At 71.4% G+C, this 26,392-nt stretch carries 23 protein-coding genes; 16 read left to right on the forward strand and 7 right to left on the reverse strand.

The annotated features are described in order from the left end of the window. Window positions 1-81: 81 nt before the first annotated feature. From C6N40_RS04970 to C6N40_RS05000, 7 genes are read left to right on the forward strand one after another with little or no spacing between them, the layout of a single operon-like run. On the forward strand, window positions 82-1,353 hold the full coding sequence (locus tag C6N40_RS04970) for an NAD(P)/FAD-dependent oxidoreductase (protein WP_106989901.1): 1,272 nt from the start codon (window positions 82-84) through the stop codon (window positions 1,351-1,353). A gap of 35 nt (window positions 1,354-1,388) precedes the next feature. Then, window positions 1,389-1,592, forward strand: a complete 204-nt coding sequence (locus tag C6N40_RS04975) for a YgaP family membrane protein (protein WP_106989902.1) — start codon at window positions 1,389-1,391, stop codon at window positions 1,590-1,592. A gap of 9 nt (window positions 1,593-1,601) precedes the next feature. Continuing rightward, window positions 1,602-2,672, forward strand: coding sequence for an efflux RND transporter periplasmic adaptor subunit (locus C6N40_RS04980; protein WP_106989903.1), 1,071 nt, complete (start codon window positions 1,602-1,604; stop codon window positions 2,670-2,672). After that, on the forward strand, window positions 2,665-5,901 hold the full coding sequence (locus tag C6N40_RS04985; RefSeq protein WP_106989904.1) for an efflux RND transporter permease subunit: 3,237 nt from the start codon (window positions 2,665-2,667) through the stop codon (window positions 5,899-5,901). Before C6N40_RS04980 ends, C6N40_RS04985 begins: the two co-directional genes overlap by 8 nt. Then, window positions 5,898-6,551 carry a Tll0287-like domain-containing protein gene (locus C6N40_RS04990; RefSeq protein ID WP_106989905.1) on the forward strand — a complete coding sequence of 218 codons (654 nt, stop codon included), beginning with the start codon at window positions 5,898-5,900 and terminating at the stop codon, window positions 6,549-6,551. Before C6N40_RS04985 ends, C6N40_RS04990 begins: the two co-directional genes overlap by 4 nt. Further along, window positions 6,548-6,988, forward strand: coding sequence for a thioredoxin TrxC (trxC, locus tag C6N40_RS04995; protein WP_106989906.1), 441 nt, complete (start codon window positions 6,548-6,550; stop codon window positions 6,986-6,988). The genes C6N40_RS04990 and trxC overlap by 4 nt, the downstream gene beginning before the upstream one ends. A gap of 22 nt (window positions 6,989-7,010) precedes the next feature. Next, on the forward strand, window positions 7,011-7,370 hold the full coding sequence (locus tag C6N40_RS05000) for a carboxymuconolactone decarboxylase family protein (protein ID WP_106989907.1): 360 nt from the start codon (window positions 7,011-7,013) through the stop codon (window positions 7,368-7,370). Window positions 7,371-7,373: 3 nt separating this feature from the next. On the opposite strand, the gene C6N40_RS05005 is transcribed toward C6N40_RS05000, so the two are convergent. Next, a complete protein-coding gene (locus C6N40_RS05005) occupies window positions 7,374-9,419 on the reverse strand; it encodes a TonB-dependent receptor domain-containing protein (protein WP_162782086.1) in 2,046 nt (681 codons plus the stop codon). Window positions 9,420-9,552: 133 nt separating this feature from the next. Between C6N40_RS05005 and C6N40_RS05010 the strand changes: the two genes are divergently transcribed. Next, window positions 9,553-10,770 (forward strand): ATP-binding protein, encoded by a 1,218-nt coding sequence (locus C6N40_RS05010; RefSeq protein ID WP_162782087.1) that lies wholly within the window; start codon window positions 9,553-9,555, stop codon window positions 10,768-10,770. Next, entirely contained in the window at window positions 10,767-11,330 is a 564-nt protein-coding gene (locus C6N40_RS05015) for a response regulator transcription factor (RefSeq protein ID WP_106989910.1), read from the forward strand. Before C6N40_RS05010 ends, C6N40_RS05015 begins: the two co-directional genes overlap by 4 nt. Here C6N40_RS05015 and C6N40_RS05020 read toward each other — a convergent pair. Genes C6N40_RS05020 through C6N40_RS05030 form a run of 3 tightly spaced genes read right to left on the reverse strand, consistent with a single transcriptional unit; the run spans window position 11,325 to window position 13,729 of the window. Continuing rightward, window positions 11,325-12,191 carry an MBL fold metallo-hydrolase gene (locus C6N40_RS05020; protein ID WP_106989911.1) on the reverse strand — a complete coding sequence of 289 codons (867 nt, stop codon included), beginning with the start codon at window positions 12,189-12,191 and terminating at the stop codon, window positions 11,325-11,327. The genes C6N40_RS05015 and C6N40_RS05020 overlap by 6 nt on opposite strands. A gap of 57 nt (window positions 12,192-12,248) precedes the next feature. Beyond that, window positions 12,249-13,067, reverse strand: coding sequence for a S1/P1 nuclease (locus C6N40_RS05025; RefSeq protein WP_106989912.1), 819 nt, complete (start codon window positions 13,065-13,067; stop codon window positions 12,249-12,251). A 47-nt stretch (window positions 13,068-13,114) separates the two neighbouring features. Beyond that, window positions 13,115-13,729, reverse strand: coding sequence for an OmpW/AlkL family protein (locus tag C6N40_RS05030; protein WP_106989913.1), 615 nt, complete (start codon window positions 13,727-13,729; stop codon window positions 13,115-13,117). Window positions 13,730-13,932: 203 nt separating this feature from the next. On the opposite strand from C6N40_RS05030, the gene gap reads away from it, so the two are divergent. After that, a complete protein-coding gene (gap, locus tag C6N40_RS05035) occupies window positions 13,933-14,946 on the forward strand; it encodes a type I glyceraldehyde-3-phosphate dehydrogenase (RefSeq protein WP_106989914.1) in 1,014 nt (337 codons plus the stop codon). 205 nt (window positions 14,947-15,151) lie between these two features. Here gap and C6N40_RS05040 read toward each other — a convergent pair whose 3' ends face one another. From C6N40_RS05040 to C6N40_RS05050, 3 genes are read right to left on the reverse strand one after another with little or no spacing between them, the layout of a single operon-like run. Further along, window positions 15,152-15,745, reverse strand: a complete 594-nt coding sequence (locus C6N40_RS05040) for a hypothetical protein (RefSeq protein WP_106989915.1) — start codon at window positions 15,743-15,745, stop codon at window positions 15,152-15,154. Window positions 15,746-15,789: 44 nt separating this feature from the next. Further along, the gene (locus C6N40_RS05045) at window positions 15,790-16,758 is read right to left on the reverse strand and encodes an L-threonylcarbamoyladenylate synthase (protein ID WP_106989916.1); all 969 of its coding nucleotides are present in this window, start codon (window positions 16,756-16,758) and stop codon (window positions 15,790-15,792) included. Then, complete coding sequence (locus C6N40_RS05050) at window positions 16,755-17,312, reverse strand: GNAT family N-acetyltransferase (protein WP_106989917.1); 558 nt, start codon at window positions 17,310-17,312, stop codon at window positions 16,755-16,757. Before C6N40_RS05050 ends, C6N40_RS05045 begins: the two co-directional genes overlap by 4 nt. 87 nt (window positions 17,313-17,399) lie before the next feature. Here C6N40_RS05050 and C6N40_RS05055 point away from each other — a divergent pair, with 87 nt between their 5' ends. From C6N40_RS05055 to C6N40_RS05080, 6 genes are all read left to right on the forward strand, one after another. After that, the gene (locus tag C6N40_RS05055; protein ID WP_106989918.1) at window positions 17,400-18,575 is read left to right on the forward strand and encodes a phosphoglycerate kinase; all 1,176 of its coding nucleotides are present in this window, start codon (window positions 17,400-17,402) and stop codon (window positions 18,573-18,575) included. A 1-nt stretch (window position 18,576) separates the two neighbouring features. Then, entirely contained in the window at window positions 18,577-19,212 is a 636-nt protein-coding gene (locus C6N40_RS05060; RefSeq protein WP_106989919.1) for an HAD-IA family hydrolase, read from the forward strand. 87 nt (window positions 19,213-19,299) lie between these two features. Further along, window positions 19,300-20,766, forward strand: a complete 1,467-nt coding sequence (gene pyk / locus C6N40_RS05065; RefSeq protein ID WP_106989920.1) for a pyruvate kinase — start codon at window positions 19,300-19,302, stop codon at window positions 20,764-20,766. Window positions 20,767-20,915: 149 nt separating this feature from the next. Further along, window positions 20,916-21,920, forward strand: a complete 1,005-nt coding sequence (locus C6N40_RS05070) for a class I fructose-bisphosphate aldolase (protein ID WP_106989921.1) — start codon at window positions 20,916-20,918, stop codon at window positions 21,918-21,920. Between the two features lie 153 nt (window positions 21,921-22,073). Then, window positions 22,074-23,135, forward strand: coding sequence for an efflux RND transporter periplasmic adaptor subunit (locus C6N40_RS05075; protein WP_106989922.1), 1,062 nt, complete (start codon window positions 22,074-22,076; stop codon window positions 23,133-23,135). Window positions 23,136-23,150: 15 nt separating this feature from the next. Then, entirely contained in the window at window positions 23,151-26,273 is a 3,123-nt protein-coding gene (locus C6N40_RS05080; RefSeq protein WP_106989923.1) for an efflux RND transporter permease subunit, read from the forward strand. Window positions 26,274-26,392: the final 119 nt, after the last annotated feature.

The following is a 26,392-nucleotide window of genomic DNA, read 5'->3' on the forward strand; positions in this document are numbered from 1 at the left end:
TCGGGTGTTGACATTATGCCAGATCGCTAATTAAGCTACAACTAAATTAGCGCAGCCGGATATTCCGGCGGGGAGACAGGCATGGCCAGCATCGTGGTCCTGGGCGCCGGCATCGGCGGCATGAGCGTGGCGTACGAGCTGCGGGCCCTGCTGGGCAAGGAGCACGCCGTCACCGTGGTGGGCGAGGGAGACCAGTTCAGCTTCACCCCCTCCAATCCCTGGGTTGCCGTGGGCTGGCGCAAGCCGTCCGACATCCAGATCGGCGTGCGTCCGCACCTGGCGAAGAAGGGCATCGGCTTCGAAGACGCCGGCGCCGGGCAGGTGTTGCCCGAGAGCAACAGCCTGCGCCTGCGCGATGGCCGCGAGCTGCCCTACGACTATCTGGTCATCACCACCGGCCCGCGCCTGGCCTTCGACGAGGTGCCCGGCCTGGGGCCCGAGGGCGGCTTCACCCAGTCGGTCTGCACCACGGCGCACGCCGCCACTGCCTGGGACGCCTACCAGGAATTCCTCAAGGACCCGGGCCCGATCGTGGTCGGCGCCGCCGCCGGCGCCAGCTGCTTCGGCCCGGCCTACGAGTTCGCCATGATCCTCGACGCCGACCTGCGCAAGCGCAAGCTGCGCGACCGCGTGCCGATGACCTACATCAGCCCCGAGCCCTACGTGGGCCACATGGGCCTGGGCGGCGTCGGCGACTCCAAGGGCCTGCTCGAATCCGAGTTCCGCCAGCGCCACATCAAGTGGATCACCAATGCCCGCATCACGAAGGTCGAGGCGGGCAAGATGCACGCCGAGGAGCTCGACGCCCGCGGCCAGCCGCTGCAGGTGCACGAGCTGCCCTTCAAGTATTCGATGGTGCTGCCGGCCTTCACCGGCGTGGACGCCGTGCGCGGCGCGAAGGAGATGTGCAACCCGCGCGGCTTCGTGCTCATCGACTCGCACCAGCGCAACCCGAAGTACCCGAACGTGTTCTCGGCCGGCGTCTGCGTCGCGATCCCGCCGGTCGAGCCGACGCCCGTGCCCACCGGCGCGCCCAAGACCGGCTTCATGATCGAGTCGATGGTCACGGCCATCGCCGAGAACATCGCCGCCGACCTCGCCGGCAAGCCGGCCGACCGCGTCGCCACCTGGAACGCGATCTGCCTGGCCGACATGGGCGACACCGGCGCCGCCTTCGTGGCGATCCCGCAGAACCCGCCGCGCAACGTCACCTGGGCCAAGGTGGGCAAGTGGGTCCACCTGGCGAAGATCGCCTTCGAAAAGTACTTCATGGCCAAGATGAAGTCCGGCAACACCGAGCCCGTCTACGAGAAGTACGTGCTCAAGCTGCTGGGCATCGTGCGCCTGAAGTAATACTCCGCACCTCCCCCGTACCAAGGAGCAAGACCATGAACCTCGACCGTGCCGTGATGGCCTTCGCCGGCGTGATGATCCTCATCTCCGTCGCCCTCGTTTATTTCGTTTCGCCGCTGTGGCTGATCTTCACCGCCTTCATCGGCCTGAACATGCTGCAGGCGTCCTTCACCGGCTTCTGCCCGGCGGCGATGATCTTCCGCAAGCTCGGCTTCAACGCCGGCTGCGCCTTCAAGTGAGGTAGGACGATGCCCGGGACCCGCCTTCTCGCCTCCGCGACGCTCGCCGCCCTGCTGCTGGCGGCATGTGGCGGCGAACCCGCCGTCACCGCCCCGGCGCCCGCGGTGGGCTTCGAGACGATCACGGTCGCCCCGCGCACTTCGGCGCGCGAACGCAGCTGGGATGGCGTGGTCGAGGCCGTCAACCAGGCCACGCTGTCGGCGCAGACGCGCGGCCGCGTGGTCGAGCTGCCCTTCGACGTGAACGACTACGTCGAGGCAGGGCAGGTGGTGGTGCGCTTCACCGACGTCGAGCAGGTGTCGGCGCAGCGCCGCGCCTCGGCGGCGCTCAACGCCGCCCAGGCCGACTACACCGAAGCCGAGGCCGCGTTCCGCCGCACCGAGGAGTTGGTGGCCAAACAGCTGCTGGCGCGCGCCGCGCTCGACCAGGCCCGCGCCCGCCGCGATGCAACCCGCGCCGCGCTCGAGGCCGCCCGCGCCGGCGTCAGCGAGGCCGGCGAGCAGGTGGACTACACGGTCATCCGCGCGCCGTACTCGGGCATCCTCACCGCCCGCCACGTCGAGGTCGGCGAAGCGGTGCAGCCCGGCCAGCCGCTGGTGTCCGGACTGTCGCTGCAACAGCTGCGCGTGAACGTCGAGGTACCGCAGAGCGACGTCGCCGCCCTGCGCGAGCACGGCAGCGCCACCGTGGTGCTGCCGGGTGGCGGCCGCGTCGAGGCGGCGCAGCTGGTCGTGTTCCCGTATGCCGATCCCGGCACGCACAGCTTCAAGGTGCGGGTCGAATTGCCCGAAGTGGAAACCGGCCTGCAGCCGGGCATGACCGTCAAGGTCGCCTTCAAGACCGGCGAGGCCCGCCATCTCTGGGTGCCCGCCACCGCGCTCGTCACCCGGAGCGAAGTGACCGCCGTCTACGTCGTCGCCGATGACAATCGCGTCGCGCTGCGCCAGGTGCGCCTGGGCCACCGTCGCGAGGGCGAGGTGGAAGTGCTGGCCGGCCTGGCCGAAGGCGAGCGCATCGCCGCCAACCCGCTCGATGCGCTGGCCTACCTGGCCGCCGCCCGGGAGGCGGGCAATGACTGAGCCGCGCTTCGGCCTCTCCGGCCGCCTGGCCCGCGCCTTCCAGGCCAACCCGCTGACGCCGGTGCTGGCGGTGGCGGGCCTGCTGCTGGGCCTGTTCGCCACCCTGATCACGCCGCGCGAGGAAGAGCCGCAGATCGACGTGACCATGGCCAACATCATCGTGCCCTTCATGGGCGCGCCGGCCGAGGACGTCGAGAACCTGGTGGCGGTGCCGCTCGAGCAGGTGCTCTCGGAGATCGAGGGCGTCAAGCACGTCTACTCGACCAGCCGCGCCGGCTCGGCCCTGATCACGGTCGAATTCCAGGTCGGCGTGCCGCGCCAGGACGCGCTGGTGCGCCTGTACAACCAGGTGTTTTCCAACGCCGACTGGGCGCCGCAAGGCCTCGGTATCGGCCAGCCGCTGGTGCGGCCGATGGGCATCGACGACGTGCCGGTGATGGCCGTGACGCTCTGGACCGACGACCCCACCCGCGGCGGCGTCGAGCTGGCCGAGGTCGCGCACACCCTGGAAACCGAGTTCAAGCGCGTGCCCGGCACGCGTGACGTGTACACCCTGGGCGCGCCGCAGCGCGCGGTGGTGGTCGAACTCGACGCCACCCGCCTGGCCTCGTACGGCATGACGGCCGACGACCTGGCCGGCGCGCTGGCCGCCGCCAACGTGGTCACCCAGGCCGGCGAGCGCGTCACGGCCGAGGGCGTGCTGCCGGTGACCGCCGGTACCTACCTGGCCGATGCCCAGCAGGTGGCCGAACTGGTGATCGGCCTGCGCGAGGGCCGCCCGCTTTATCTTTCCGACGTGGCCGACATCCGCCGCGGCGCCGACCTGCCCACGCAGTACGCCTGGTACACCGCGCCGCAGGGCGAGCGCCGCCCGGAAGGCGGCGTGGCGCCGGCGGTCACCATCGCCGTGGCCAAGAAGCCCGGCGCCAACGCCGCCGACATCACCTCGGCGATCGCCTCGCGGCTCGAGGGCCTCAAGGCCACCGTCATTCCCGAGGGCATCGAGGCCACCATCACCCGCGACTACGGCTACACCGCCAACGACAAGGCCATCAAGCTGATCCAGAAGCTGGTTTTCGCCACGCTGTCGGTGGTGCTGCTGGTGCTGTTCGCGCTGGGCTGGCGCGAGGCCATCGTGGTGGGCAGCGCGGTCATCCTGACCCTTGCCATCACGCTGTTCGCTTCGTGGGCAATGGGCTTCACCATCAACCGCGTGTCGCTGTTCGCGCTGATCTTCTCGATCGGCATCCTGGTGGACGACGCCATCGTGGTGGTGGAGAACATCCACCGGCACATGCGGCTGGGTGGAAAAACCCTGCGCGAAGCCATCCCGCCGGCGGTGGACGAGGTCGGCAGCCCAACCATCCTGGCCACCTTCACCGTCATCGCGGCGCTGCTGCCCATGGCGTTCGTCTCGGGCCTGATGGGCCCGTACATGCGGCCGATCCCGATCAACGCGTCGGTGGGCATGCTGCTCTCTCTGGCCATCGCCCTCACCGTCACCCCCTGGCTCTCGCTCAAGCTGCTCTCGCGCCATGCGCACGGCGGCGGCGAGGGCAGCCACGGCCAGGAAACCGGCCTGACCCTGCGCGTGCGCCGCCTGTTCGAGAAGGTGATGCGTCCGTTCCTCGACAAGGCGCAGGGCCAGCGGCGCCGCCGCCTGCTGTTCGCCGGCATCGCCGGCGCCGTGGTGGTCGCCGCGGGCCTGGCCGTGGTGCAGCTGGTGGTGCTCAAGATGCTGCCCTTCGACAACAAGTCGGAGTTCCAGGTCGTGGTGGACCTGCCCGAGGGCACGCCGCTCGAGCGCACCAACGCCCTGCTGCTGGAAATGGCTGCCGCGCTTGAATCCGTCCCCGAGGTGCTCGACCTGCAGGGTTACGCCGGCACCTCCGCGCCGGTGAACTTCAACGGCCTGGTGCGCCAGTACTACCTGCGCCAGGGCGCCAACGTCGGCGACCTGCAGGTGAACCTGGTCGACAAGGCCGAGCGCAGCCGCCAGAGCCACGACATCGCCCGCGACGTGCGGCCGATGCTGGCGGCGCTGGGGGCGAAGTACGGCGCGTCGGTGAAGGTGGTCGAAGTGCCGCCGGGCCCGCCGGTGATGTCGCCGCTGGTGGCCGAGATCTACGGCCCCGACGCCACCCGCGCCCGCGAGATCGCCCGCGACCTCGAAGCGCGCTTCAAGGCCACCGACGGCATCGTCGACGTCGATTCCACCGTCGAGGCCCCGGCCGAGCGCGAGCTGGTGCTGGTCGACCGCGACCGCGCCGCGCGCCTGGGCGTGAGCCAGGCCGCCATCGCGCAGGCCCTGCAGCTGGGCGTGGGCGGCCGCGACGCCACCTGGCTGCGTGACGGCGCGTCCAAGTATCCCGTGCCGGTGCGCCTGCGCCTGCCGGCCGGCGACCAGGCCAGCCTCGAGCAGCTGCTCACGCTTCGGGTGCGCGCCGGCGACGGCCGCCTGGTGCCGCTGTCGGAGCTGGTCACCGTGCAGCGCCTTCCGTGGGAGCCGGTGATCCACCGCAAGGACCTGCTGCCGGTGGTCTACGTCACCGGCGACGAGGCCGGCGAGCTCGACAGCCCGCTCTACGGCATGTTCGACCTGGTCGGCCAGCTGCGCGAGGCGCCGATGGCCGGCGTCGAGCTCGAGCAGCGCTTCCTGTCCGCGCCCACCGACTCGCTCGGCTTCGCGGTGAAGTGGGATGGCGAGTGGCAGATCACCTACGAGACCTTCCGCGACATGGGCCTGGCCTATTCGGTCGGCCTGCTGCTGATCTACCTGCTGGTGGTGGCGCAATTCCGCGACTACGTGGTGCCGCTGGTGATCATGGCTCCGATCCCGCTCACCGTGATCGGCGTGATGCCCGGCCACGCGCTGCTCGGTGCGCAGTTCACCGCCACCAGCATGATCGGCATGATCGCGCTGGCCGGCATCATCGTGCGCAACTCGATCCTGCTGGTCGACTTCATCAACCAGTCGATTGCCGAAGGCCACGCCCTGGCCGATGCCGTGGTCGAGGCCTGCGCCGTGCGCGCCCAGCCGATCGCCCTCACCGGCCTGGCGGCGATGGCCGGCGCCTTCTTCATCCTCGACGACCCGATCTTCAATGGCCTGGCGATCGCGCTGATCTTCGGCATCCTGGTGTCCACCGTGCTCACCCTGGTGGTCATCCCGCTGCTGTACTACGTGCTGCTCAGCGCGCGCGCCCGCAGGCAGGAGGCGAGGGCATGAACCCGGTCCGACGCTTGCCGCAGTTGCTCGCGATGGCCCTGCTCGCCGGCTGCGCGGCGCCTTCGGGCGAGGCTGCGCCGGACGCCCCGCAGGCAGCGGCCGTGGTTGAGGCGCCGGTGCCGGCGCCGCCCGCTGACGGGCAGGCCCGCGCCCAGGTCGCGATGAAGGAATTCGGCGACACGCTGCGCACCGAATTGCGCGCGGCCATGAGCCGCGACGGCGCGCCCGGTGCGGTCGGCTTCTGCCGCGTGCAGGCGCCGCTGATCGCCGAGCAGGTGATGGCCCGCCACGGCGTGCGACTGGGCCGCGTTGCCGTGCCCGGCCGTAACCGCAACCCGGCCAATGCGCCGTCCGGCTGGCAGGGCGAGGTGCTGGCCGGCTTCCAGCAGGCGGTCGCCGACGGCGGCGCGCCCGAGGCGCAGGTCGCGGTCATCCGCGACGGCCTGCCCGAGGGTGTGTCGCTGCGCCTGGCGCGCGGCATCCGCGTCGAGGCCGCCTGCCTGATGTGCCACGGCGACAACATCGCCCCGCCCATCGCCGAGCGCCTGGCCGCGCTCTACCCCGAGGATGGCGCCACCGGCTTCCTCGAGGGCGACCTGCGCGGCCTGGTCTGGGTCGAGGTCCCCACCGCCACGGAGCCCCTGCCATGAGCGACCCGATCGTACTGGCCTGCCCGCACTGCCACGGCATGAACCGCGTGCCGGCGACGCGACTGGAGGAAGGCCCTGTCTGCGGCCACTGCCGCGAGCGCCTGTTCACCGGCCGCCCGATGGACCTGGGAGTGGACGACTTCGGCATCCACGCCGACCGAAGCGAACTGCCGCTGCTGGTGGACTTCTGGGCCTCGTGGTGCGGCCCCTGCCAGATGATGGCACCGCACTTCGGCAAGGCCGCCGGCCTGCTCGAGCCGAAAGTGCGCCTGGCCAAGGTCGACACCCAGGCCCAGCCGACCCTGGCCCAGCGCCACGGCATCCGATCCATCCCGACGCTCGTGCTGTTCCGCCAGGGCCGCGAGCTCGCGCGCCAGGCCGGCGCCATGGACGCCAACAACATCGTGCGCTGGACCCGCCAGCACCTGGGCGAATGACGCCCCGACCCGAGGAAACACCGTGAGCCAGTCCTACCCCGACCTGATCGACGACCTCAACGCCGCCATCGCCCGCCTGCGCACCGGCGCGCCGGGCCCGATGAAGGCCTTCAGCGGCCTGGCCCGCGAGGCGCTCGCGCCGGGCCAGCTCGACGTCAAGACCAAGGAGCTGCTGGCGATCGGCATCGCCATCGCCACCCGCTGCGACGGCTGCATCGGCTTCCACGTCAAGGCCGCCATCCGCGCGGGCGCCAGCCGCGAGGAAGTGCTCGAGACCGTGTCGATGGCCATCTACATGGGCGCCGGCCCTTCGATGATCTACGCCGCCGAGACCCTGCGCGCCTTCGACGAACTGGCGCCGGCCGCCGGCGACGCCGGCTGAGCCTCAGCCGCCCGGTGTCCACTCCCAGGCCAGGAACACGCCACGGCCCGGCTCGTTGACCTGCACCGGATCCGGGTTGAAGGGATCGAGGTTGGCGCGGTTGAGGTGCTCGGCGTAGGTGCGGTCGGACACATTCTTCAGGTCCAGGCGCAGGCGGTGCGCGCCGAAGGACTTGCTCCAGCCCAGGTCCAGCACGCCGAAGCCCGGCGTGCGGCGGGCGTCGAGGCCGCTGCCGGTCAGCACGCTGTCGTCCACGCGGTCCTGGCGGGCCGCGCCGCGCAGGCGCGCCGTCCATTCGCCCGTGCGCGTCTCCCAGGCCAGGGCGAGGGCGCCGTTGAGCGGCGGCATCTGTGCCAGCGGGCGGTCGTCGCTGCGGTTCTGGCCGCGCACCCAGGCCAGCTCGGTTTCCAGCGCCAGCGACTCGGTCAACTGCCAGCGCGCTTCGAGTTCGAGGCCATGCAGGCTGGCATCCACGTTGCGGTACACCGACGCGCCGTCGGCGAGCAGCACGCCGTCCTGTCCGCGGGCGCGGTCGCGCAGGATGTAGTCGCCCACGCGGTCCACGAAGGCCACGGCGCTGGCCGTGGCGCGCTCGCCTTCCCAGGCCAGGCCGAGGTCGAGCTGCGAATGTTTTTCCAGTGCCAGGCCCGGGTTGCCGATCCAGCGGCCCGAGGGTATCGCGGCCGGCGCGGCCAGGTAGCGCTCGGTGGCGTCGGCGGCGCGCACGGTGCGGCTGATGCCGGCGAAGGCGGTGAGGCCGTCGCTGACTTCCCGTTCGAAGCGCAGCAGGCCCGAGACGCCAGTGTCGTCCCAGCGTCCTTCGGTGCTGCCGTAGTACATGGCGTAGAAGGCAGACGGCGCCATCGCCATCGGCGAGGGGCGCACGTCGGCGCGGCGGGCTTCGGCGCGGAAGCGGTCGACGCGCAGGCCGGCGGTGAGCGTGCCTTCGCCCAAGGGGCGGCTGCCTTCGCCGTACAGGCCGGCCTGGTCCAGGCGCGCGTCGGGCCACAGGAAGGCGTTGACCATGGTGAGCATGGCCGGGCCCGGTCCGGCAAAGCGCGTGGCCTGGCGGCGATTCGCGCTCAGGTCGAGGCCGGCGCTGAGAGACCAGGCGCCCGCCGTGGTTTCGAAACGCAGGTCGCCGCCCTGGGTGTCCGATTCCGCCGGCGTGCGCATCGCCATCGCCGGCTGCGGGCGCAGGCTGAAGTTGTCCATCACGTGGTCCACCTCGTTGCGCCAGGCGCGCACCGAGAGTTCGCCACCGGCCAGGTCGCGTTGCCAGGCGAGGCGCGCGCCGGTCATGCGGTCGAGCGGCGCGTCCATGCCGGCACCGGCGAAGCGCCCGTCCAGGGTTTCAGCGCGTTCGACGCCGATCTCGAGCACGCCGGCGTCCCCGAAGTCATGTCCGGCCATCGCGTGCAGGGAACGGCGGCGGAAGCCGCTGCGCACGGCCTCGCCGTCGCCGTCCACGTAGTCGCCGTATTCGGCGGCGTTGGCGTCGAGGCGGAGCGCAGCACGTTCGCCGCGCCACAGCAGCTGGGAATCGGCGCGCCAGTCCAGGCCGTTGTCGCCGGCGCCGGCGCCCGCGCGGACCGAGCCGCCGGCGTCCGCCGTCCAAGGCAGTCCACGCTCCACCAGGATCGTGCCGCCGGTACCGCCGGCGCCGTACGCCAGGCTCTGCACGCCCTTCACCACGGTCACGCGATCCACCGCGGCGGCGACGGTGAACGCGCTGGGCGGATCCATGCGGTTCGGGCAGGCGCCCACCACCAGGCCGCCGTCGGTGCGGACGTTGAGCTGGCCCTGCGACTGGCCGCGGATCACAGGCTCCAGGCCGTGGCCGCCCATGCGGCCCGCGGACACGCCGTTCACCGCGCGCAGCAGTTCGGCCAGGTCACCGGGCGCGGACTCGCGCAGGTCCTGTCCGCGCACGGTCTCTGTGGCGGCGTCGGGCGTGGCGCGGCCGATCACTTCGACCTGGGGCAGGGTGGCGGGGCTGGCGGCCGTTGCGGTGGAGGCGAGGGCGGCGGCGATGGCGATCGAAAGCATGGGCACTCCGTTGCGGGTCGGGGCGACGCCGGGCGGTGGCTGGGCGACAATGGCCGCCGGCAGCGATCGGGAGGACGGCGTGGCGTCGGGCGCGAAGCTTAGTCAGTCGCGGGTGGGCGGCGGGAGCGACAAGATGTCGCACCCGTCGGCGCTGGCCAGCCTGGTGCGGCTGCGCTGGCTGTCGATCGCCGGCCAGGCGCTGGCCATCGTGCTGGTGCCGCGGCTGCTTCCCCTGCACCTGCCCTGGCTGCCCATGGCCGCAGGCGTGGCCGTACTGCTGGCCTTCAACGCCTGGGCGGTCCGGGCCGCGCGCCGTGGCCCGGGAACGCCGACCGCCTTGCTGGCGCACCTGGGCGTCGACATCGCCGTGCTGTGCTGGCAGCTGTACTGGAGCGGCGGCCCGGCCAATCCCTTTGTGTCCCTGCTGGTGGTGCCGATCGCGCTGGCCACCTCGCTGCTGCCGGTGCGCGGCGTGGTGGCGACGGCCGCGCTGGCGGTGCTGGGCTACAGCCTGCTGTGGGTCGACCACCAGCCCTTGCCGCACGTGCATGGTGACTTCGACCTGCACCTGTTCGGCATGTGGCTCAATTTCCTGCTCACCGCCGCCGTGCTGGCCTGGTTCGGCTCGCGGCTCGCCGCCGAGCTGGCGCGCCAGCGCGCGGCCCTGGCCGCCGAACGCGAACGCGGCGCGCGCGACGAGGGCGTGCTGGCGGTGGCGACGCTGGCGGCCGGCGCGGCCCATGCGCTCAACACGCCGCTGTCGACGCTGTCGGTGGTGCTGGGCGACCTGCGCGACGGCCTGGCCGGGCTCGACCGCGACACCCTGCGCGAGGACCTTGACCTGATGCAGGCGCAGGTCCAGGCCTGCCGCGACGCGGTCGGCCAGCTGGTGCGCGATGCCCGCAACGACGGCGGCCCGGCGCCGGCCGAGCGGCTCGAGGTGCGAGTGCAGGCGGCACACGCGCGCTGGCGGCTGCTGCGCCCGGGGCTCGAGGCCCGGCTGTCGTTTTCGCCGGAAGCAGCCGCGCTGCCGGTCGCGGCCGACCGCAGCTTCGACTACCTCGTGCTCAACCTGCTCGACAACGCCGCGGATGCCTCGCGCGCCGTCGGCAGTGAACAGGTGCGACTGCAGGCCGGCCTGCGCGACGGCCGCCTGGTGCTGGCCTTTCTTGATGAAGGGGCGGGCCTCGCGGCGACGCCGGCGCCCTTCGCCACCGGCAAGCCAGGCGGCCTGGGCCTCGGCCTGGCCCTGGCGGCGCGCGTCTGCGAACGCTTCGGCGGCGGGCTCGCGCCCGTGGCCGGTGGCGTCGAGGCGTGGCTGGACCCGGCACGCCTGGAGCAGGGCGGATGAGCCCGCAGCCCGACATCCTGGTCGTGGACGACGACGCCAACTTCGCCCGCGTGCTGGTGCGTTCGCTGCAGCGCCGCGGCTTCCCGGCGCGGGCCGTGGGCAGCGCGGCCGAGGCGCTGGCGGCCTGCGCCGTCGCCCGCCCGACCCATGCCGTGCTCGACCTGATGCTCGGCGAGGGCGAGGACGGCCTGCGCCTGATGCAGGCGCTGCGCGAACGGGCGCCGGGCCTGCGCGTGCTGCTGTTGACGGGCTATGCCAGCATCGCCACCGCCGTCGAAGCCATCAAGCGTGGCGCCGATGACTACCTGGCCAAACCCGCCGACGCCGCCGCCGTGCTGCGCGCGCTCGGGCTGGAGGGCGAGCCGGCTCCGCTCGCGGCGCCCGAACCGGCGCGACCGACTCCCTGGAACCGTCTGGAATGGGAGCACCTGCAGCGCGTCCTGGCCGAACACGGTGGCAACATCGCCGCCACCGCGCGGGCCCTGGGCATGCATCGCCGCACGCTGCAGCGCAAGCTCGCCAAGCGGCCCTCGCCAGGCGGCGGCGAACCGCCGCTATAGCGCGTCGACCGGCAGCTTGAGGTAGCGCACGCCGTTCTCCTCGGGCTCGGGCAGGGCGCCGGCACGGATGTTCACCTGCACCGCCGGCAGGATCAGCGCGGGCATGTCGAGCGTGGCGTCGCGCTCGGTGCGCAGCTTCACGAACTGCGCCTCGTCCACGCCCAGGCGCACGTGGATGTTCCCGTGCTTTTGCTCGCCGATGGTGGTTTCGCAGCGCGGTTCGCGGCCGCCCGGGCCATAGTCGTGGCAGACGAAGACGCGGGTGTCGTCGGGCAGCGAGTACAGGCGCTGGATCGAGCGGTACAGCGTGGCCGCGTCGCCGCCCGGGAAGTCGCAGCGCGCGGTGCCGCCGTCGGGCATGAACAGCGAGTCGCCGGTGAACAGCGCGTCGCCCACCAGGTAAGCCACAGAGTCGTTGGTGTGACCGGGCACCGGGATCACGCGCGCCGAGATCGCACCGACCGGAAACACCTCGTCGTCGGCGAACAGGTGGTCGAACTGCGAGCCGTCCACCGGGAAGTGCTCGCCGAGGTTGAAGATGGGCCGGAAGGTCTTTTGCACCTTCCGGATGCCCTCGCCGATGGCGAGCTTCGCACCCGGCAGCTGCGCGCGCAGCCAGTGGCCGGCGCTGAGGTGGTCGGCGTGGGCGTGGGTCTCGAGGATCCAGGCCACCTGCAGCCCGGCCGCGTGCACGGCGTCGAGCAGGGCCTGGGCGCTGGTGGTGGCAGTGCGGCCGGACTTGGGGTCGAAGTCCAGCACCGGGTCGATGATGGCGGCCTGGCGGCCGGCCGGGTCGGCAACAAGGTAGCTCCACGTGCCGGAGTCGGCGTGGTGGAAGGGCTGCACGTTCGGATGACGCATGGCGTGGCTCCGCTGCGGGCGACCCCGCCAGTCTAGTGCGTCACGCCGCGGGCCGCCTCAGGGCGCCAGCGCTTCCTCGAGCAGTCCGGCCAGTCGCTGCCCGGCCAGGCGGATGCGCTGCTCGGCCAGCGGACGGTGCTGGTCGAGGTAGGCGTCGGTGATGCGGTGGCCGGGCGGATAGATCGACTCGCTGTGGATCAGCCGGCAGGACTCGATCGTCCAGGCCTGCGCCGCGTTGCCCAGCGCCGGCACCGGGTCGGCCTGCAGCGGCGGCATGGCGGAGAGCTTGTCGGCGTAGGCGGCGTTGTCCAGCCCGGCCGACTGCAGCAGCCAGTAGTCCCAGGTGCCGTGCAGGTTGGTGCCTTCGCCCTCGGGCGCGCCCTTGCCGCGGTAGTTGAGCTGGTAGTTGTTGCCGCCGCGGTCATGCGGGTAGCCGGCGTGCATGGGCTGGTGCGCGTCGCCGACGAAATGCACGAGGAACTTGAGTGCGTTGGTGCGTTCCTGGCGCGGGCGCGAGGCGTCGGCCAGCACGGCACGCTGGGCGTTGATGGCGCCGATGATGCATTCGCCGTCGGCGCAATCGCGGGCGGGCGCGTAGTCGCAGTCCTTGCCCGGGATGTTGACGTAGTGCCAGCGCCTGCTGAGCTTGCCGAGTTCGTTCTCCTCGGCGCGGATCTCGTCGGCCCAGGTGGCCACGGCGGCCAGGCTGGGTACGGCCTCGTCGGCCAGCAGGTCGCGCACCTGCGCGAGGGCGGCCGGGCTGAGCTGGCGTTCGGCCAGTTCACCCACGAGCTGGTGGCCCTGGCGGCTCCAGGCGTGGGCGGAAGGGGCGGCCAGCGCGAGCGCCAGCGCGGAAACAAGGAGGCTGCGGTTCATGGCCGCGGACTTTACGCCAGCGGCCATGAACTTTGCCATCACGGGCCTCAGAACGACCAGACGAAGGCCGCGCCGTAGACGGTCGGGTCGATGTTGACGGTGCCGACCTTGGCGCCGTTGACCTTCACGTCGGTGTCGATGTCGATGTAGCGGGCATCGATGCGGATTGCCTTGTTCTCGCCGATGGCGAAATCGACGCCGGCGTGGGCGGCCAGGCCCCAGGACGGGTCGAGCGACAGGCGGATGCCGTCCAGCGCGCCGGTGGTCTTCTCGTCGAAGAAGCGGGTGTAGTTCACGCCCGCGCCGATGAACGGCGTGACCTTCGAGTCGTTGCGGAAGTGGTACTGCAGGCTGACGGTCGGCGGCAGGTGCTTGGTCGAGCCGGCCTTGGCGCCGTTGAGGCGGACGTCATGCTCGAAGGGCAGGGCGGCCAGGACCTCGATGCCGAGCTTGTCGGACAGGAAGTACTCGGCGGTGATGGTCGGGCGCCAGTCGTCGCCGACGTCGGCGTCCAGGGTGCCGCCGGCCAGGCTGCCGTTGCCGGACTTGGGCGAGACGGCGTGCAGGCCGACCGAGAAGGTCCAGTCGCCGGCCTGCTGGGCCTGGGCGGGGGCGGCGAGGGCCAGGGCGGCCAGGGCGAGCGGGGCAATGAGCAAACGCATGGTGGAACTCCGTTGGGTGGGGACGGCGCGCAGTTTCCACCCGCCCGGGCCGGGGCATCTTGAGAATGGTCAAATCGGCGCCCGGGGCGGCGGCGGGAAAAACTCCCGGGGCCCCCGCCAAGGCTGGGACCCCGGGTCGGGGCTTGGTAGAATCACGGGTTTCCACCCACCGTTCACCGGCCCGGGCCGGTCCAGGAGTAGCCATGTCCATCAAGGTCGCCATCAACGGTTACGGCCGCATCGGTCGCAACATCCTGCGCGCGCTCTACGAGGCCAAGCGCAACCACGAGATCACCATCGTGGCGATCAACGACCTGGGCGACGCCGAGACCAACGCCCACCTGACCCAGTACGACACCGCCCACGGCAAGTTCCCGGGCACCGTGTCGGTCGACGGCGGCGACCTGATCGTCAATGGCGACCGCATCAAGGTATGCGCCGAGCGCGACCCGGCCAAGCTGCCCTGGGGCGAGCTGGGCGTGGACGTGGTGCTCGAGTGCACCGGCCTGTTCACCTCCAAGGCCAAGGCTTCGGCCCACCTCGCCGCCGGCGCCAAGAAGGTCATCATCTCGGCCCCGGGCGACAAGGACGTGGACAACACCGTCGTCTTCGGCGTGAACCACCAGCTGCTGCGCGCGTCGGACACCGTCATCTCCAACGCCTCCTGCACCACCAACTGCCTGGCGCCGCTGGCCAAGGTGCTGCACGAGAAGATCGGCATGGTGCACGGCCTGATGACCACCATCCACGCCTACACCAACGACCAGGTCCTCACCGACGTCTTCCACAAGGATCTGCGCCGCGCCCGTTCGGCCACCCAGTCGCAGATCCCGACCAAGACCGGCGCCGCCGCGGCCGTGGGCCTGGTGCTGCCCGAGCTCAACGGCAAGCTCACCGGCTTCTCGATGCGCGTGCCGACCATCAACGTCTCGGTGGTCGACCTGAGCTTCGTGGCCGCGCGCGCCACCAGCAAGGAAGAGATCGACGCCGTGGTGAAGGCCGCTTCGGAAGGCGAGCTCAAGGGCATCCTGGGCTTCAACACCAAGCCGCTGGTCTCGATCGACTTCAACCACGACCCGCACAGCTCGGTGTACGACAGCACCCTGACCCAGGTCATGGGCGGCACGCTGGTGAAGGTCTGCTCGTGGTACGACAACGAGTGGGGCTTCTCCAACCGCATGCTCGACACCACGCTGGCGCTGATGGCCGCCAAGTAATCCCGGCCAACTGCGGGCGGGGCTTCAGCCCCGACGCCTGCTACCGAAGACCCCGGCCCCGGCCGGGGTTTTCTTTTTGCAGCGGCATCGCACGCGAAGGGCAGGAGCGGTCTTTCGCCACGGATCAACACGGATGAACACGGATAGAGCAGATCAACTCAAAAATGCTCTTGCCCTATCCGTGTTGATCCGTGTCCATCCGCTCTTATCCGTGTTCAACATTCGACGTGGGTCTGCCGGCGGTCAGCGCCGCGAGGAGCTTGCCCAGGCACAGCAGGCCGAAATACAGGACGCCGAAGGCGATGACGCGGTGGGGTTCTTCCATCCACAGGCCGCTGGCGTCGTCGCCCAGGCCGAAGCCGGGCTGCAGGGCTTCGGTCATGCCCAGGCGCGGGATCGGCGGCACTGCGGTGGCGAAGGCGCCGAGCACGTAGGCCACGCCCGAGCCGGCCCAGGCCACGGCGCCGCGATCGAGTTCGTCCCCGTCGCCCGGCTGGCGGCGCGCGAACACCCAGGCCAGCTTGGCCAGCACCAGCCAGCCGAAGGCCAGCAGCGGCCACCATTCGCCGAAGCTGCTGGCCAGCGCGCCGATCATCAGGAGGTAGAAGGCCGACAGGCCCAGGATCGCCGCCACGCGCCGGCTGCGCGCAAGCCCCGGCGCCATCACGAAGGCAGTGAAGAAGCCGGTGGCGTGGATCAGGAAGAACTCGACCAGCATCACCAGCATCGCGGTGCGTACGCCGTCTTCGCCGAACACGAAGGGGGAAATCCAGATCGCGGCGAAGGCGGCCGCGGTCAATCCGTCGGGCAGAGCAGCCAGCGTTGCGCGCCAGCCCGCCCCGTTCACGTCGGCTCCGCGTCGAGGCCGGCGCCGGCGGCCGAGCGGCGCAGGCGGTCGTGGATCGCGGCCCAGTCATCGTCGCCGGGCGGGCGTTCGGCGAGCAGCAGGTTCGCGCCGCGGCCGTCGAGCTCGCGCAGGGCGGCATACAGCCCGTGGGCATAGGCCGCGGGCGTGGCCGGCAGGGCGAGCCCCGCGGTGCCGTCGGGCAGCTGGCCCAGCGCGAGTACCTGCACGGCCTTGCCCATCACTTGCTGCTGCGCGGCCTCGTCGGCCAGCGCTGCGCGCGGCAGCAGCAGCAGCGGCGTGCGCGGGGCGTAGTGCGCATCGAGCGTGCCCGAGGCGCGCGGGCTGTCGGCGCCGCCGCCCTCGGCGACGCTGCCGATGACCGCCTCGATGCGCTCCCGGCCCAGCATGCCCGGGCGCAGGATGCGCGGCGCGGCGCCGGAGAGGTCGACGATGGTGCTTTCGATGCCGACCGCGCAGTCGCCGCCGTCGAGCACCACCGGCACCGCCTCGCCGAACTCGGCGCGCACGTGCGCGGCCCGGGTCGGGCTGACGTGGCCGAAGCGGTTGGCCGACGGCGCCGCGAGGCCACCGCCGAAGGCGCGCAGCAGGGCCAGGGCCACCGGGTGGTCGGGGCAGCGCAGGCCCACGGTGTCCTGGCCGCCGGTCACTTCCGGCGGCACGGCCGCCTGCTTGCGCAGGATCAGGGTGAGCGGGCCCGGCCAGAACGCCGCGGCCAGCGCCCGCGCCGCGGGCGGCACGTCCAGCGCCCAGTCGTCGATGGCCTCCGGCCCGGCCACGTGAACGATCAGCGGATGGTCGGCGGGCCGGCCCTTGAGCGCGAAGATGCGCCGCACCGCGTCCGGGTTCGAGGCGTCGGCCGCCAGGCCATAGACGGTTTCGGTGGGCAGGCCGATGGCTTCGCCGCGGCGCAGGGCCTCGAGCGCCGGTCCAAGCACGTTGCTCATGCAGTCCCCCGGTGTTCGCCGGCCAGCAGCCCGTAGATCCAGGAGTCGGCGAAGGTGTCGCCCACCCGCCAGCGGTTGCGCAGCAGCCCTTCCCGGCGGAAGCCGAAGTGTTCGAGCAGCCGCCACGACGGTTCGTTGCCCGGATCCACGTCGGCCTCCACCCGCTCGAGGGCCAGCGGCCCGAAGGCGAAATCCAGGGCCAGGCGCACCGCCTCGCGGGCCAGGCCGCGGCCCTGGCGTGCCGGCAGCAGCGAATAGCCCAGCTCGGCGCGACGGTTGGGGGCGCTGAGCGAGAACAGGCTGACCGTGCCCAGCAGCTGGTCGTCGCCGCGGTCGGCCAGGGCCCAGCCAAACGTCGCCGGCGGCCGCCAGGCCATGCGCTCGGCCAGCCAGGCCCGGGCCTGGGCCAGCTCGGTCCAGGGCGCGAAGCTCCAGTAGCGGCACACCCCGGGGTCGCCGTAGAGCGCGAACAGCGCCTCTGCGTCCGCCTCGCGCAGCGGCCGCAGGCGCAGGGCCTGGCCTTCGAGCACGGGCGGTTGGGTGAGGGCGTCCATGGCGCCATTGTCCCATGCGACCGGCGGGTTTGCCGCCACCGGTCCGGGCGGGGGAAAATGATGGTTTCCCGATCCCGGAGCACCCCCATGTCCATCCTCCGCATGGCCGACCTCGACCTGTCCGGCAAGCGCGTGCTGATCCGCGAAGACCTCAACGTGCCGGTCAAGGACGGCCGCATCACCTCCGAGCAGCGCATCACCGCGGCGCTGCCGACGATGAAGCTGGCGCTCGAGAAGGGCGCGGCCGTGATGGTCACCTCGCACCTGGGTCGTCCGAAGGAAGGCACCTGGACCGCCGAGGACTCGCTGGCGCCGGTCGCCGCGCGCCTGGGCGAGCTGCTGGGCCGCGAGGTGCCGCTGGTGAAGGACTGGGTGGACGGCGTGGACGTGCAGCCGGGCCAGCTGGTGCTGCTGGAGAACTGCCGCATGAATGTCGGCGAGAAGGCCGACGACGAGGCGCTGGCGCGCAAGTACGCCGCGCTCTGCGACGTGTTCGTGATGGACGCCTTCGGCACCGCGCACCGCGCCCAGGCCTCGACCCACGGCGTCATCCGCTTCGCGAAGCAGGCCTGCGGCGGCCCGCTGCTGATGGCCGAGCTCGACGCGCTGGCCAAGGCCCTGCACGCGCCGGCGCGCCCGCTGGTGGCCATCGTCGCCGGCAGCAAGGTGAGCACCAAGCTCGAGCTGCTGTCGAACCTGGTGTCGAAGGTGGACCAGCTGATCGTCGGCGGCGGCATCGCCAACACCTTCATCGCGGCGATGGGGCACCCGGTGGGCAAGTCGCTGTGCGAGGCCGACCTGCTCGACACCGCCCGCAAGATCATGGCCGACGCGAAGGCGCGCGGCGCCGAAATCCCGGTGCCCACCGACGTCGTGGTGGCCCCGGCCTTCGCCGCCGACGCACCGGCGACGGTGAAGAAGGTCTCGGAGGTCGGTGCCGACGACATGATCCTCGACATCGGCCCGGAAACCGCCGCCGCGTACGCCGCGACGATCCGCAAGGCCGGCAGCGTCATCTGGAACGGGCCGGTCGGCGTGTTCGAGTTCGACGCCTTCGGCAAGGGCACCGAGGCCCTGGCCCGGGCCATCGCCGAGTCGCCGGCGTTCTCGATCGCCGGCGGCGGCGACACCCTGGCCGCGGTCGACAAGTACGGCGTCGAGGCGGGCATCAGCTACATCTCCACCGGCGGCGGCGCCTTCCTCGAGTTCTGCGAGGGCAAGGAACTGCCGGCCGTCACCGCGCTCAAGGCCCGCGCCGCCTGACGTGGCGACGCTGTTCTTCGACCTCGACGGCACCCTGATCGACTCCGCGGTCGGCATCACCCGCTGCGTCGCGCACGCCTTCGAGCGCCTGGGCGAGCCGGTGCCGCCACCCGAGGCGCTGCGGGGCTGGATCGGCCCGCCGCTGCGCGACAGCTTCGGGCCGGTGCTGGGCGACGCGGCGCGCACCGAGAAGGCGGTGGAGTTCTACCGTGAGCGCTTCGAGTCCGAAGGCTGGCGCGAGCATGCGGTCTACGAGGGCATCGGCGATGTCCTCGCCGGCCTGGCCGCGGCCGGGCACCGGCTGGCGGTGGTGACCGCCAAGAACGAACCGCACGCGCGCCTGATCATCGAGCACCTGCCTTTCGGCGGCCTGTTCGAGGACGTGGTCGGCGCCACGCCCTGCGGCCGCCTGAGCCACAAGCCCGAGCTGATCGGCGAGGCGCTGGCGCGGCTCGGGCTGGGCCCGGAGGGTTGCTGGATGATCGGCGACCGGCACATGGACATCCACGGCGCCCGCCACCACGGTATGCCGTCGGTGGGCGTGCTCTGGGGGTTCGGCGGCGAAGCCGAACTGCGCGGCGCCGGCGCGACCCGGCTGGCGGCGGCCCCGGCCGAGCTGGCGTCCTGGTTCGGCTGAACCGCGGCGCGCAACTCCGGCCGCGCGGCCACGGAACCGCCACGCCCCTGTGCTAGCGTGGCGACAGACAGACACGAACGCATCGCCATGAGCCAGACGCTTCGCCGCACCAAGATCCTCGCCACCCTCGGCCCGGCCACCGACGCCCCGGGCGTGCTCGAGGAAATCATCCGCGCCGGCGTCAACGTGGTGCGGCTCAACTTCTCCCACGGAAGCCCCGAGCACCACGCGGCGCGCGTGGCGGCGGTGCGCGCGACGGCGCAGAAGCTGGGCCGGGAGGTCGGCATCCTGGCCGACCTGCAGGGCCCGAAGATCCGCATCGAGAAGTTCGAGGAAGGCAAGGTGGTGCTGGCGGCCGGGCAGGAGTTCACCCTGGTCTGCCGCGCCGACGCGCCCGACGGCGACTCGCGCCAGGTCGGCGTGAGCTACCTGGGCCTGGTCAACGACGTGCACCCGGGCGACACGCTGCTGCTCGACGACGGCCTGATGGCGGTCGAGGTGCTGGCCATCGAGGGCGCGGACATCCGCACGCGCGTGCTCACCGACGGCGTGCTGTCGAACCGCAAGGGCCTCAACCGCCTCGGCGGCGGGCTCTCGCTCGGTGCGCTCACCGACCAGGACAAGGCGCACATCCGGATCGCCGCCGGGCTGGGCGTGGATTTCATCGCGGTGTCCTTCTGCCGTTCGGCCGCCGACATGGACGAGGCGCGCGCGCTGGCCCGCGAGGCGGGCTCGGACGCGTTCATGGTGGCCAAGATCGAGCGCGCCGAGGCGATCGAGAACCTGGTCGAGATCACCCGGGCCTCGGACGTGGTGATGGTGGCGCGCGGCGACCTGGGCGTGGAGATCGGCGACGCCGAGCTGCCGGGCCTGCAGAAGAAGATCATCCGCACGGCGCTCGAGCTCAACCGCACCGTGATCACCGCCACCCAGATGCTGCAGTCGATGGTCGACAACCCGATCCCGACCCGCGCCGAGGTGCTGGACGTGGCCAACTCGGTCATCGACGGCACCGACGCGGTGATGCTCTCGGCCGAAACCGCCTCGGGCAGCTACCCGACCAAGGCGGTCGAGGCGATGGTGCGCATCTGCCTGGGCGCGGAGCGCCAGTTCGACCACGACACCGACTTCGAGAAGGCGCCGCGCAACCTGCAGCGCGCCGACCAGGCCATCGCCATGGCCAGCATGTTCCTCACCGAACACATCCAGGTGCGCGCGATCATCGCGCTCACCGAATCCGGCGGCACCGCCCGCTATCTCTCGCGCTTCCGCTCGTCGGTGCCGATCTACGGGCTCTCGCGCCACGCCGGCGCGCGCCGGCGCATGGCCCTGGTGCGCGACGTCTTCCCGATTGACTACGACAGCGCCGGCAAGGCCACCCGCGAAGCCGCCCGCGGCGCGATCCGGCACCTGTTCGACCTGGGCCTGCTGGCCGAGGGCGACCGGGTGATCATCACCAGCGGCGACCACATGGAACTGCACGGCGCCACCAACACCCTGCGCCTGCTGCAGGTCGGCCCGGGCGGGGCCGCCGAGGGCCTGGGCGAACTCTGAGCCCGGGCTTGCCCTGTAGGAGCGCCTTCAGGCGCGGATCTTGCGCCTTTTTCCGGAAAATCAAGGGCTTCGCGCCTGAAGGCGCTCCTACAGGGGGCGCCGGATGGGGTAGAATGATGGGCTAACCACCAACCCCCGGGGATCCCGCCATGAGTATCGACCAGCTCGCCGAAACCGCCCAGGCCATGGTTGCCGCGGGCAAGGGCATCATCGCCATCGATGAGTCCACCGCCACGATCAAGAAGCGTTTCGACGGCGTCGGCATCGAGTGCACGGAAGAAAACCGCCGCGCCTACCGCGAAATGCTGCTGACCACGCCCAAGCTGGGCGACTACATCTCCGGCGCCATCCTGTACGACGAGACCCTGCGCCAGTCCACCAAGGACGGCGTGCCCTTCACCAAGGTCATGATGGACGCCGGCATCCTGCCGGGCATCAAGGTCGACCTGGGCGCCAAGCCGCTGGCCGGCTTCCCGGGCGAACTGGTCACCGAAGGCCTGGACGGCCTGCGCGACCGCCTGAAGGAATACGCGAAGCTGGGCGCGAAGTTCGCCAAGTGGCGCGCCGTCATCACCATCGGCGAGGACATGCCGTCGGGCACCTGCATCGAGGCCAACTGCCACGCGCTGGCCCGCTACGCCGCGCTCTGCCAGGAAGCCGGCATCGTGCCGATGGTCGAGCCCGAGGTGCTGATGGACGGCAGCCACGACATCGACACCTGCTACGACATCACCGAAGTCACCCTGCGCTCGCTGTTCGGCTCGCTCTACGAGCACAACGTCATGCTCGAGGGCACCATCCTCAAGGCCAGCATGGTCATCTCCGGCAAGGACTGCCCGGAGCAGGCCGACGTCGAGGAAGTGGCCGAGATGACCCTGCGCTGCCTGAAGGCCTCGGTGCCGGCCACGCTGCCGGGCATCGTGTTCCTCTCGGGTGGCCAGAGCGACGAGGACGCCACCGCGCACCTCAACGCCATGAACCAGATGGGCCCGAAGCCGTGGCCGCTGAGCTTCAGCTATGGCCGCGCCATGCAGTCGGCGGCCCTGAAGCTGTGGGCCAAGGACATGGCCGGCAACACCAAGGCCGCCCAGGAAACCGTCTACGCCCGCGCCAAGGACAACGGCCTGGCCGCGCTGGGCCGCTGGAAGGCCTGAGCCGGGGCAGGCAGCACGCCTGCAACCCTGCGTTGCATGTAAACGCCGGCCTCGCGCCGGCGTTTATCTTTTGGGGCTTCGTCGCACTGCCTGCACACCCCCTCGGGGCTCGGCCCCGTAAAATCGCCCAATTCACGAAGGAACGACCCCACGATGAGCGCCTGCCAGCGACCTCTGCTCCGATGCCTCCTGCTCCCCGTCCTGCTCGCCGTCGCGGCCTGCAGCAGCGAGGAGGGGGGCGGCCAGGGCCCGGCGCCGGCCACCGTCACCGCCCACGAGGTGCAGTCCAAGCCTTGGCGCGACGCGATCCAGGCCCTGGGCACCGCGCGCGCCAACGAGTCGGTCATGGTCACCGCCAAGGTCACCGAGACGGTGGTGCGGGTGAACTTCCAGGACGGTGACCTGGTCGAGGCCGGCGACGTGCTCGTCGACCTGTCGGGCCGGGTCGAAGTGGCCGGGCTCGAGGAAGCCGCCGCCGCGTATCGCGAGGCCGACCAGCAGTACCAGCGCCAGCGCCAGCTGGCCGCGCAGAAGCTCATCCCGGCCGGGCAGCTCGACGCCCAGCGCGCCGCGATGGAATCGGCGCGCGCCCGCCTCGACGCCACCCGCGCCCGCCTGGCCGACCGCGTCATCACCGCGCCCTTCGCCGGCGTGCTCGGTTTCCGCCAGGTCAGCCCCGGCACCCTGGTCACGCCCGGCACCACCATCGCCAGCCTCGACGACATCTCGGTGATCAAGCTCGACTTCTCGGTGCCCGAGACCTTCCTGGCCGCGCTCGCGCCCGGCCAGTCGGTCAGCGCCACCAGCGCGGCCTACCCGGGCCGCAGCTTCGAGGGCGAGGTGGCGACCGTGGACTCGCGCGTCGACCCGGTGACCCGCGCGGTCACCGTGCGCGCGCTGCTGCCCAACCCCGACCGCCTGCTGCGGCCGGGCATGCTGCTGACGGTCGAACTGTTCCAGCCCGAACGCCAGGCGCTGGTGGTGCCGGAGATCTCGGTCATCCAGGTGTCGCGCGACGCGCACGTGTTCCGCCTGCGCGACGACGACACGGTCGAGCAGGTCGGCGTCAGGCTCGGCCAGCGCCGTCGCGGCGAGGTCGAGGTGCTCGAAGGGCTGTCCGCGGGCGACCGCATCGTCGTCGACGGCGTGGTGAAGCTGCGCAACGGCGCGCGCGTGAGCGTGGTCGCGCCGGCCGATGCCGGCGGCGCGGGCTGAGCAGGAGGCCAGGCCATGGTCCTTTCCGACATCTCGATCAAGCGCCCGGTCTTCGCGACCGTGATGAGCCTGCTGCTGGTGGTGCTGGGCCTGATCGCCTTCACCCGCCTGACGCTGCGCGAGCTGCCCGACATCGACCCGCCCGTGGTGTCGGTGGAAGTGGCCTACCCGGGCGCCTCGGCGGCCGTGGTGGAAACCCGGATCACCCAGATCCTCGAGGACGCCGTGGCGGGCATCGAGGGCATCGAGACCATCGAGTCGCGCAGCCGCAACGGCCAGTCCAGCGTGACCATCGAGTTCTCGCTCTCGCGCGACATCGAAGCTGCCGCCAACGACGTGCGCGACGCCATCAGCCGGGTCGGCGACCGCATGCCGCCCGAGGCCGACCCGCCGGAGATCGAGAAGGTCGAGGCCGACGCCGACGTCATCCTCTGGCTGAACATGAACTCGGACCGGCTCGAGACCCTCGAGCTGAGCGACTACGCCGAGCGCTACGTGGTCGACCGCCTCTCGAGCATCGACGGCGTGGCCCAGGTGCGCGTGGGCGGCCGCCAGCGCTATGCCATGCGCATCTGGCTCGACCGCCAGGCCCTGGCCGCGCGCGGGCTCACCGTCAACGACGTCGAGAACGCGCTGCGGCGCGAGAACGTCGAGCTGCCGGCCGGCAGCATCGAATCGCAGGACCGCGACTTCACCCTGCGCGTGATGCGCGGCTACGAAAACCCGGACGACTTCGCCCAGCTCACCCTCGCCAAGGGCGACGACGGCTACCTGGTGCGGCTGGGCGACGTGTCGCGGGTCGAGCGCGCCTCGTCCGAACGCCGCGCCTACTTCCGCGGCAACGGCCAGCCGAACATCGGCCTGGGCGTCATCAAGACCTCCACCGCCAACTCGCTGCAGGTGGCCCGCGACGTCAAGGCGGCGCTGCCGGACATCCAGGAGACGCTGCCCGAGGGCACGCGCATCTTCGTGGCCTTCGACAGCACGATCTTCATCGACGCCGCGGTCGAGCGCGTGTACTGGACGCTGGCCGAGGCCATCATCCTGGTGCTGGTGGTGATCTACCTGTTCTTGGGCAGCGCGCGCGCCGCGCTGATCCCGGCGGTGACCGTGCCGGTGTGCCTGGTGGCGGCCTTCATCGCGCTGTGGGCCTTCGGCTTCTCGATCAACCTGCTGACCCTGCTGGCCCTGGTGCTGTGCATCGGCCTGGTGGTCGACGACGCCATCGTGGTGCTCGAGAACGTGCAGCGCCGCGCCGACCTGGGCGAGCCGCCGCTGGTGGCCGCGCGCCGCGGCACCCAGCAGGTCGCCTTCGCCGTCATCGCCACCACGGCGGTGCTGGCCGCGGTGTTCCTGCCGGTGGGTTTCATGGAAGGCAACACCGGCCGCCTGTTCCGCGAGCTGTCGGTGGCCATGGCCGGTGCCGTGATCATCTCGGCCTTCGTCGCGCTCACGCTCACGCCCATGATGTGCTCGCTGCTGGTGCGCCCGCATGAGAAGCCCAAGGGCCTGAACCTGTGGATCCAGGGCCATCTCGACGCGCTGGGCAAGGGCTACCGCAGGGCCGTGGAGCGCACGGTGGGCCGGCCGATGCTGTTCGGCGCGGCGCTGCTGGGCACGATGGGCCTGTCGGCCTTCCTGTTGCAGGTGATCCCGGCCGAACTGGCGCCGCCTGAGGACCGCGGCTCCTTCTTCGTCGGCGTGTCCGCGCCGGAGGGCGCCGGCTTCGACTACACCGTGCAGCAGATGCAGGGGGTCGAGCAGGTGCTGTTCCGCTACACCGGCGAAGGCCAGCCGATCGACCGCGTGAACACCGCGGTGCCCGGTGGCTTCGGCCCCGGCGGCGACATGCACACCGGCCGCGCCATCGTGCTGCTCAAGGCCTGGAACGAGCGCGACATCGACACCGCCGGCCTGGTGGAGAAGGTGCGCGCCGAACTCAACCAGCTGCCCGGCGTGGTGGCGCGTCCGCAGGCGCGCACCGGCCTGGTGCGCACCGGCGGCCAGCCGCTGCAGGTGGTGCTGGGCGGCCCGGACTACGCCGAGCTGGCCGAGTGGCGCGACCGCATGCTCGCGCGCATGGAGGAGAACCCGGGCCTGTTCGGCACCGACTCGGACTACAAGGAAACGCGCCCGCAGCTGCGCGTCGAGATCAACCGCGCCCGCGCTGCCGACCTGGGCGTGCCGGTGTCCGAGATCGGCCGCACGCTCGAGTCCATGATGGGCTCGCGCCGCGTCACCACCTATGTCGAGGATGGCGAGGAGTACGACGTCATCCTGCAGGCCCAGCTCGAGGACCGCGGTTCGCCCTCCGACCTCGACAACCTGTACGTGCGTTCGACCACCACCGGCGAGCTGGTGCCGCTGTCGAACCTGGTGGCGTTGCAGGAGCTCGCCGAACCCGGCCAGTTCAACCGCTTCAACCGCCTGCGCGCGATCACGCTCAGCGCCGGCCTCACCCCCGGCTACACGCTGGGTGAGGCGCTGGACTGGGTGCGCCGCACCGCCCAGGAAGAACTGCCCGAGCGCGCCCAGCTCGACTACAAGGGCGAGTCGCGCGAGTACCAGAGCGCGGGCAGCGCGGTGCTGTTCACCTTCGCCATGGCGCTGCTGGTGGTGTACCTGGTGCTGGCGGCGCAGTTCGAGAGCTTCCTGCACCCGATCGTCATCATGCTCACCGTGCCGCTGGCGGTGCTGGGCGCGCTGATCGGCCTGTGGCTGTTCGGCAGTTCGCTCAACCTCTTCAGCCAGATCGGCATCGTGATGCTGGTGGGCCTGGCGGCCAAGAACGGCATCCTGATCGTCGAGTTCGCCAACCAGCTGCGCGACGAGGGCCTGGCCATCCGCGACGCCATCGTCGAGTCGGCGTCGGTGCGCATGCGCCCGATCCTGATGACCTCGATCGCGACCATCGTCGGCGCGGTGCCGCTGGTGGTGGCCGGTGGCCCGGGTTCGGCCAGCCGCGGCACCATCGGCATCGTGATCATCTCCGGCGTGGCCTTCTCCACGCTGCTCTCGCTGTTCGTGGTGCCGGCCTTCTACGCCCTGCTGGCCCCGTACACGCGCTCGCCGGAGGCGGTGGCGCGCAAGCTCGAGAAGCTCGAGGCGGAAGTCCCGCATGTCGGGGGCCATGCCTGATCCTCTGGCTTACGCCTGAGGATCCCCACGATTCTTTGAATCGTGGGCCCCAAGGCGCCTTTGCTTCCGATCCCCGCGCCTTTCGGCGCGCCCCCTTGCCAAGGGGGCTTTGCTTCGAT

This window comes from Arenimonas caeni, assembly GCF_003024235.1.
GTDB classification, from domain to species: domain Bacteria; phylum Pseudomonadota; class Gammaproteobacteria; order Xanthomonadales; family Xanthomonadaceae; genus Arenimonas; species Arenimonas caeni.

Coding starts and splice junctions, on each gene's coding strand:
- C6N40_RS05080 (WP_106989923.1), top strand. CDS start 23,151: ATGGTCCTTTCCGACATCTCGATCAAGCGCCCGGTCTTCGCGACCGTG.
- C6N40_RS05015 (WP_106989910.1), top strand. CDS start 10,767: ATGAGCCCGCAGCCCGACATCCTGGTCGTGGACGACGACGCCAACTTC.
- C6N40_RS05070 (WP_106989921.1), top strand. CDS start 20,916: ATGAGTATCGACCAGCTCGCCGAAACCGCCCAGGCCATGGTTGCCGCG.
- pyk (WP_106989920.1), top strand. CDS start 19,300: ATGAGCCAGACGCTTCGCCGCACCAAGATCCTCGCCACCCTCGGCCCG.
- C6N40_RS05025 (WP_106989912.1), bottom strand. CDS start 13,067: ATGAACCGCAGCCTCCTTGTTTCCGCGCTGGCGCTCGCGCTGGCCGCC.
- C6N40_RS04990 (WP_106989905.1), top strand. CDS start 5,898: ATGAACCCGGTCCGACGCTTGCCGCAGTTGCTCGCGATGGCCCTGCTC.
- C6N40_RS05050 (WP_106989917.1), bottom strand. CDS start 17,312: ATGGACGCCCTCACCCAACCGCCCGTGCTCGAAGGCCAGGCCCTGCGC.
- C6N40_RS05005 (WP_162782086.1), bottom strand. CDS start 9,419: ATGCTTTCGATCGCCATCGCCGCCGCCCTCGCCTCCACCGCAACGGCC.
- C6N40_RS05075 (WP_106989922.1), top strand. CDS start 22,074: ATGAGCGCCTGCCAGCGACCTCTGCTCCGATGCCTCCTGCTCCCCGTC.
- C6N40_RS05020 (WP_106989911.1), bottom strand. CDS start 12,191: ATGCGTCATCCGAACGTGCAGCCCTTCCACCACGCCGACTCCGGCACG.
- C6N40_RS04980 (WP_106989903.1), top strand. CDS start 1,602: ATGCCCGGGACCCGCCTTCTCGCCTCCGCGACGCTCGCCGCCCTGCTG.
- gap (WP_106989914.1), top strand. CDS start 13,933: ATGTCCATCAAGGTCGCCATCAACGGTTACGGCCGCATCGGTCGCAAC.
- C6N40_RS04970 (WP_106989901.1), top strand. CDS start 82: ATGGCCAGCATCGTGGTCCTGGGCGCCGGCATCGGCGGCATGAGCGTG.
- C6N40_RS05055 (WP_106989918.1), top strand. CDS start 17,400: ATGTCCATCCTCCGCATGGCCGACCTCGACCTGTCCGGCAAGCGCGTG.
- C6N40_RS05045 (WP_106989916.1), bottom strand. CDS start 16,758: ATGAGCAACGTGCTTGGACCGGCGCTCGAGGCCCTGCGCCGCGGCGAA.
- C6N40_RS05030 (WP_106989913.1), bottom strand. CDS start 13,729: ATGCGTTTGCTCATTGCCCCGCTCGCCCTGGCCGCCCTGGCCCTCGCC.
- C6N40_RS04975 (WP_106989902.1), top strand. CDS start 1,389: ATGAACCTCGACCGTGCCGTGATGGCCTTCGCCGGCGTGATGATCCTC.
- C6N40_RS04985 (WP_106989904.1), top strand. CDS start 2,665: ATGACTGAGCCGCGCTTCGGCCTCTCCGGCCGCCTGGCCCGCGCCTTC.
- C6N40_RS05010 (WP_162782087.1), top strand. CDS start 9,553: ATGTCGCACCCGTCGGCGCTGGCCAGCCTGGTGCGGCTGCGCTGGCTG.
- trxC (WP_106989906.1), top strand. CDS start 6,548: ATGAGCGACCCGATCGTACTGGCCTGCCCGCACTGCCACGGCATGAAC.